This window comes from Paenibacillus oceani (assembly GCF_014705615.1).
Classification (GTDB): domain Bacteria; phylum Bacillota; class Bacilli; order Paenibacillales; family NBRC-103111; genus Paenibacillus_AB; species Paenibacillus_AB oceani.
Genome location: NZ_JACXJA010000007.1, coordinates 325,971 through 332,309, shown reverse-complemented (window position 1 = coordinate 332,309; position 6,339 = coordinate 325,971). Strand labels below are relative to the sequence as shown.

Here is a 6,339-nt window from a genome sequence, read left to right as displayed (position 1 = left end):
CATATTAACTTTGCCGGTCGTATACCAGGAGAACTGCTTTTCTACGTCGGCCCAATCGAACGACACACGGGCTTCCTCGTAGTTTTTCAGATTCCCGTCGGTAGCGATAGCTTTTAAAATTTCCGTCTGCATGTTACCCATAATTCTCCTCCTATAGCGGCTGGCATTTAACCGTTTTCATTAAGTATGCGGACAAAACGTCCATATAGCCTGTCTGAGTTGTGAAGGGAGTGTGTAAGTTTTGTGACGATCTTATTATATCATAGTCGGAATTAATAGCCTATTCCTTTTCAATCACTCTATAATCTGCTATAAGTAGCATATGGGGAACAATGTCGTGATACAACCGCAGCACGAAAGGAGTGATTCCATACGTGGAGCACCGCAAAATCTATCATTCATTCGAGGTCGACTTTCAGGGCAGAAAGCTTATTGTCGAAGGTCCCGTACCTACCGATCATTTGCGCGGCTTAACCATGCATCCGGATCTGGACGCATTCCGGCGACCTAACGAGCAGCATGAAGCGCTTGTGGAAATAACCGAGCTGCCCGAAGGCCGAATCATCCTAACCCGCGACGGACAGATGGTCGTAGGTTACGTAACCTTTCACTACCCGGATGAGATGGAGCGCTGGTCCGAAGGCAATATGATCGACCTGGTCGAGCTTGGGGCGATCGAGGTCGCGGACGACTATCGTTCGATCGGTCTCGGCAAAAAAATGATCAAGCTCGCCTTTATGGAAGATCAGCTGGAGAATATGATCGTATTCACGACTGAATATTACTGGCATTGGGATTTGAAAGGCAGCTTATCGAACGTCTGGGACTACCGCAATATGATGGAAAAGCTGATGAAATCGGTGGACATGGTCTGGTTCGCGACTGACGATCCGGAAATATGCTCTCACCCGGCTAACTGCCTCATGGTGCGTATCGGCAAAGAAGTTCCGCTATCCTCAGTGGAAAAATTCGATACGATTCGGTTTCGTCAACGGTTCATGTATTGACAATCGGAGGAAAAGTATGAAAAGCTCAAACGCGGTGTACGTTTATCATCAAGACGAAACGAAGTACCGCTTTAACGATACCCATCCGTTCGATCAGGAACGTCTCCTGCTCACCCGGGATTTGCTGGACGAGCTAGGAGCCCTCGATCCTTCGGACATCGTGACGCCGCGCATCGCCGAGGAAGACGAGCTGCTGTTCACGCATACGCCGGAATACATCGAAGCCGTCCAACAGTTAAGCTGTCCACATCCGGCCGAGCAGGCAATCCAAGAAGCGGACCGTTTCGGCCTGAGTACCGAAGATACGCCCTATTTCGAAAATATGCACGACGTTACCCGGCAAATCGTCGGCGGCTCCATCGAAGCAGCCGACGCGGTCATGTCGGGACGGACGGCGCACGCTCTTCATTTGGGCGGCGGGCTGCATCATGCTATGCCGAATAAAGGCGCCGGTTTTTGCGTGTATAACGACGCCTCGATCGCAATCGCTTACATCCGTCAAAAGTATAATGCCAGAGTGCTGTATGTAGATACGGACGTTCATCACGGCGACGGGGTGCAGTGGTCGTTTTACCACGACCCGAATGTGTGCACGCTTTCGTTTCACGAGACCGGCAAATATTTGTTTCCGGGCACCGGAGCGGCGAACGAGCGCGGCGAAGGCGAAGGCTACGGGATGAGCATCAATATCCCGGTGGAGCCCTATACGGAGGACGACTCCTGGCTGGAAGGATTCAACGAGGCGATGGACCGGGTCGTCCGTTCGTTCAAGCCGGATCTGATCGTCAGCCAGCACGGCTGCGACGCTCACGCCCTGGACCCTCTCGCCCACGTTCATTGCAGCATGCGGATCTTCGCCGAGATGCCGCAGACGATCCACCGGCTTGCCCATCAATACTGCGGCGGACGCTGGGTCGCCCTGGGCGGCGGCGGGTACGACATCTGGCGCATCGTGCCGCGCGCATGGAGCCTTCTGTGGCTCGTCATGACCGATCATCCGCTGCTGGACGAGCTGGCCCGCAAACCGGATACTCCGCTGCCGGAAGCATGGGTAAAGCGATGGGCGGACAAAAGTCCGCTCGAACTGCCGGATACGTGGCTCGATCCGGTCCATACGTGGACGCCGATTCCCCGCCGCAAGGAGATTACCGACAATAACCGGCGCACCCGGGAGATCGCTTTGATGTATGTGCCGGAATGAACACAAACGCATATTGAAAACGCTGGCAGACAGACCGCAGGAAGCGCCTCATCGGCCGCTGCCACGCGCGAGCGTCTTCGCAAGACCGGCAAAAAGCTCAGTTCCGCCTAAGGGAACTGAGCTTTTTGGGCTGTAGCGCTTATAAAGAGCTGACCATCCGCTCCACGATCGAGTAGGAACGATCGGCCGCCTTGACGGTAAACTCTGCAAAGTTGACATGAGCCGAGCCGTCGGCCTTGTCCGACATCGAACGAATGACGACGTACGGAATTCCGTTCATCGCGCATACTTGCGCAACCGCCGAACCTTCCATCTCCGTACACGTTCCGCCTAACTGCTCGTGAAGCAGCTTGACCGTGTCCCGGTCCGCGATAAACTGGTCGCCCGACAGCACCCGGCCGCAGACGATCCTGCCGCTCTCCTGGCGCTCTCCGGCTTGTACGGCCAGCTTAACAAGAGCCTGATCCGCCGGGAAAACCGATGTGTCCGCGAACGGGATCGTTCCTCTCGGGAAGCCAAGCGCGGACGCGTCCATATCGTGCTGCATGCAATCGCTCGAGATGACGATATCGCCGATATCCAGCGCCGGGTCCAAAGCTCCTGCAACGCCCGTAAAAATGATCGCGTCGACGCCGAATTGATCGATCAGCAGTTGCGTACATACGGCCGCATTCACTTTGCCTACCCCCGACCGGCAAAGCACAACGCTTTTCCCGCAAAACGTCCCTTCCATAAAGCGGATTCCCGCCTTGTCGATCACCTTCTCGTTCGTCAGACGTTCTTCGATCCGTTCAATCTCTTCGGCCATCGCGCCGATTAATCCGATCTTATTCCATGTCACGAGCTGCCGCCCCTCCCGGTTCCTTTAGTTAGGCACAACAAAAAGAAAAGGGGCTCATTATACATGAGCCACCGATTTGCGCTGAATAATTTCGTGCGAAAGCAGCACTTTGGACATTTCTACATTTTCTTTGTTCATCAGCTTGGTCAGAAGACGCATCGATACCGCTCCGATGTCGTACATCGGTTGCGCTACGGTAGTGAGCAACGGCCGGACCATCGACGCCATACGGATGTTGTCTACGCTGATAACCGATATATCTTCCGGAACGCGCAGCCCTTCGTCCTGGATCGCATGGATGGCGCCGATCGCCATCTCGTCGGTCGCTGCGAAGATGGCTGTCGGCCGGTCGGACAGCTGAAGGAAATACTTCATCACATCGTAACCCGATTCGTACCGGTAGTTGCCGATGCGAACCAGATCCTCGGATACGCTCAGACCGGCTTGCTCCAACGCTTTTTTGTACCCTTGGTACCGGGAGTAGCCGTTGGCCGGGTCCTGCAGCGTTCCGCTGATCATCCCGATCTTGCTGTGTCCTTGTCCGATCAGCAAATTGACAGCGTCAAAAGCGGCCGCCTCGTGATCGATATCAACCGAAGGGAACTGATCCTTATCGTCTCTTGTTCCGCACAACACGATCGGAACGGTCGAAGTCCGGAATGCCTGGACATGTTCCTCGGTGACTGTACCTCCCATGAACAGAAGTCCGTCCACCTGCTTCTCCAGCAGTGTGTTAATGACCCGGATCTCCTTCTCTTTCCTCTTGTCGGCGTTACACAGAATGATATTGTAATGGTACATATTCGCAATATCTTCGATGCCGCGAGCCACTTCGGAAAAAATCGAATTCGAAATATCCGGAATGACGACGCCGACGGTCGTCGTTTTTTTGCTCGCCAGTCCTCTTGCTACCGCGTTGGGGCGATAGCCGAGTCTTTCAATCGCTTCAAATACTTTTTTACGCGTTTGCGGTTTTACGTTCGGATTGTTGTTGACGACACGCGATACGGTCGCCATCGATACGCCTGCTTCGCGGGCTACGTCATAAATCGTTACGGTCACTAGTATCTACTCCAGTTATTCAGTGTGAAAAACGAAAGGAAACGTTTTCTCGTCATTTGCATTCATCATACGACAAAACGTCTGACTTCGCAATGAAAACACGGTTACATTTCAGTTACAGGTTATTATTCAGCGCTTCGCGCAGAGCCGATTCGGTAATTCTCCCATGGGACGTATGCCATACTGCCTTACGCCCTTTTACAAGCAGCACTTGCGGAGATTCGTGCTTCACGTTAATCGTCTCGGCGATCCGGTTCGATACGTCGCGCGATTCGACAACCAGCACCTGCGCATATTCGCAGTCCGGATTCGGCTCCTTGCTCAGATAAGACTGCCACTGCTCATAAGCTTCGCTGCTAATCGGACAACGCGTGCTGTGCTTGAATACGAGCACCGGAGTCTCTGAGCTGGACTCGAGCAAGTTCAGCCATTGCCTCTCCGATTCCAGTTCGATGATGTCCATCTATTCCACCCTCTCGCATCCGAATCGTGCCTACTTATTAAATACTACCAAAAACAAGGCAAAAAAGCCAACTTGCGTTGGCTCAGCGTCTATTATCGCGAGAATGATGCCGCTGACGGGCGTCCGCCCTCAATAGCGGGAGCGCGCTGCCCCTCTCATCCCCATACGTTCAGGAGAGACGATATGTAGTCGTCAAATGGCTCGTAATCTGCTTCAGCCGGTGGCGCACGTCTTCCACCCAGGCGTCGTCGCCGAGCGACTTGGCAAGCAGAAGCGTATCCAGCAGCTCGTTGACGCGTTCTTGGATAATGGATTCTACGGTATACATCTGATTGTTCTTATGAGTCACCTTGTGCATCAGGCCGGCCAGCTCAGACATCTCGTCGAATAAAACCGTCGCGGCTTCCGGCTTCGAGCCTAACGTACGGATGTAACCGGTTAACTCCTGCTTGATCGGAGGGAACAGCTCCGATCGCTGGCAATCGTCGCACGAATAAATCGGCACGTTTTCGATTTCCACTTTGTTTTGAAATATGACGGTGCGCAAACGAATACTCATCGTCTCGCCGCAGCTGCATTGCTTTTGCACGAACAAAAGCACTCCTTCCGGTATATGCGATACAACTTTTATTCGCTTTTCCCGGCTAAACTCCTTCCCGCAGCCGTATAGTATTTTTTGCTAGCGGCGGATCAGCTTGCGCAGCAGCCGGTCTACAGGAGGCAGCGATACGACTGCCATGGCGATAGCGGCTCCGATCGTATCGTTGCGCAGATCCATCAGGTCGGGAGTCCGGTCTTCGACGAACCTCTGGTGAAATTCGTCCGTCACGCCGTACAGCAGACAGAGGACGACGACCAGAGCTTTCCCGCCCCAGCCGGCCCAGCGCGGAAACATCGCTCCGTAGTAAGTAAGCGCAAGCACGAAGTAAGCGATAAAATGTCCCCAGTCAAAGCTGGCCATCCAAGGAAACCAGTTCTGAAAAAAAGGCAGCAGCGTTCCGAGATCGTCCCCCGTCTGATGCGACATATAAAAAATGAGGGCCATCCACACCACGGCCGGGAGCCATCGGATTATCCGGTTCAAGCGCGTCTCTCCTGTCTCATCAAATAACTCTACCGGCGCTGGCAAATCTCGCAGACAGAGCTTCTCTCATTATGACGGATCGTTTCAAAAATGCAATCCTTTTATGGTACAATGTCGCAAGGAGGGATGTTGAGATGAGATTAGACGGTAAGCAGGTCATCTGCTTGGTTGACGAGGAATTCGAAGATCTGGAGCTTTGGTACCCGATCTACCGGGCTCGCGAAGAGGGCGCGGTCGTCGTGCTGGCCGGTCCGGAGAAAGGGAAAACGTATTACGGCAAATACGGAGTGCCCGCGGTGAGCGACATCTCCTTCGACGAGATGGACGCTATCGCCTGCGACGGCCTGCTTGTGCCTGGCGGATGGGCTCCGGACAAGCTGCGCCGTTATCCGAAGGTGCTGCAGCTCGTCCGTCAGATGGATGAAGCCGGCAAGCCGATCGGACAAATCTGCCATGCGGGCTGGGTGCTGATCTCGGCCAAAATATTGCAAGGCCGCAAAGTGACCTCGACTCCAGGCATTCGCGACGATATGGAAAATGCGGGTGCGGAATGGATCGACGAAGCTGTCGTCGTCGACAACAACATCGTGTCCTCGCGCCGCCCGCCCGACTTGCCCCCGTATGCGAAAGCGTTCTGCGACGTATTGGCGAAAGGGTAGAGGATAAACGCCCCCCGTAGAC

Annotated in this window: 8 protein-coding genes; 3 read left to right on the top strand and 5 right to left on the bottom strand. The window is 54.0% G+C overall.

The annotated features are described in order from the left end of the window. Positions 1-374 precede the first annotated feature (374 nt). Together IDH45_RS08420 and IDH45_RS08415 are read left to right on the top strand one after the other, a co-directional pair. Entirely contained in the window at positions 375-1,007 is a 633-nt protein-coding gene (locus tag IDH45_RS08420) for a GNAT family N-acetyltransferase (protein WP_190926479.1), read from the top strand. A gap of 16 nt (positions 1,008-1,023) precedes the next feature. After that, the gene (locus tag IDH45_RS08415) at positions 1,024-2,208 is read left to right on the top strand and encodes an acetoin utilization protein AcuC (RefSeq protein WP_190926477.1); all 1,185 of its coding nucleotides are present in this window, start codon (positions 1,024-1,026) and stop codon (positions 2,206-2,208) included. Between the two features lie 139 nt (positions 2,209-2,347). Here the strand turns inward: IDH45_RS08415 and IDH45_RS08410 are convergent, their stop codons facing one another. The 5 genes from IDH45_RS08410 to IDH45_RS08390 all read right to left on the bottom strand — a co-directional run bounded on the left by IDH45_RS08410 (position 2,348) and on the right by IDH45_RS08390 (position 5,658). Continuing rightward, the gene (locus IDH45_RS08410) at positions 2,348-3,049 is read right to left on the bottom strand and encodes a 5'-methylthioadenosine/adenosylhomocysteine nucleosidase (protein ID WP_190926475.1); all 702 of its coding nucleotides are present in this window, start codon (positions 3,047-3,049) and stop codon (positions 2,348-2,350) included. A gap of 57 nt (positions 3,050-3,106) precedes the next feature. Further along, complete coding sequence (ccpA, locus tag IDH45_RS08405; RefSeq protein WP_190926473.1) at positions 3,107-4,111, bottom strand: catabolite control protein A; 1,005 nt, start codon at positions 4,109-4,111, stop codon at positions 3,107-3,109. A gap of 115 nt (positions 4,112-4,226) precedes the next feature. Further along, complete coding sequence (ytxJ, locus tag IDH45_RS08400) at positions 4,227-4,574, bottom strand: bacillithiol system redox-active protein YtxJ (protein WP_190926471.1); 348 nt, start codon at positions 4,572-4,574, stop codon at positions 4,227-4,229. Between the two features lie 169 nt (positions 4,575-4,743). Next, positions 4,744-5,163 carry a hypothetical protein gene (locus IDH45_RS08395; RefSeq protein WP_190926469.1) on the bottom strand — a complete coding sequence of 140 codons (420 nt, stop codon included), beginning with the start codon at positions 5,161-5,163 and terminating at the stop codon, positions 4,744-4,746. 90 nt (positions 5,164-5,253) lie between these two features. Then, a complete protein-coding gene (locus IDH45_RS08390) occupies positions 5,254-5,658 on the bottom strand; it encodes a VanZ family protein (RefSeq protein WP_190926468.1) in 405 nt (134 codons plus the stop codon). A 134-nt stretch (positions 5,659-5,792) separates the two neighbouring features. Here IDH45_RS08390 and IDH45_RS08385 point away from each other — a divergent pair, with 134 nt between their 5' ends. Next, on the top strand, positions 5,793-6,317 hold the full coding sequence (locus IDH45_RS08385; protein ID WP_190926466.1) for a type 1 glutamine amidotransferase domain-containing protein: 525 nt from the start codon (positions 5,793-5,795) through the stop codon (positions 6,315-6,317). Positions 6,318-6,339 lie beyond the last annotated feature (22 nt).

Bases quoted from the DNA above. Each gene is read 5' to 3' on its own strand.
- IDH45_RS08415 (WP_190926477.1), top strand. From the start codon at position 1,024: ATGAAAAGCTCAAACGCGGTGTACGTTTATCATCAAGACGAAACGAAG.
- ytxJ (WP_190926471.1), bottom strand. From the start codon at position 4,574: ATGGACATCATCGAACTGGAATCGGAGAGGCAATGGCTGAACTTGCTC.
- IDH45_RS08385 (WP_190926466.1), top strand. From the start codon at position 5,793: ATGAGATTAGACGGTAAGCAGGTCATCTGCTTGGTTGACGAGGAATTC.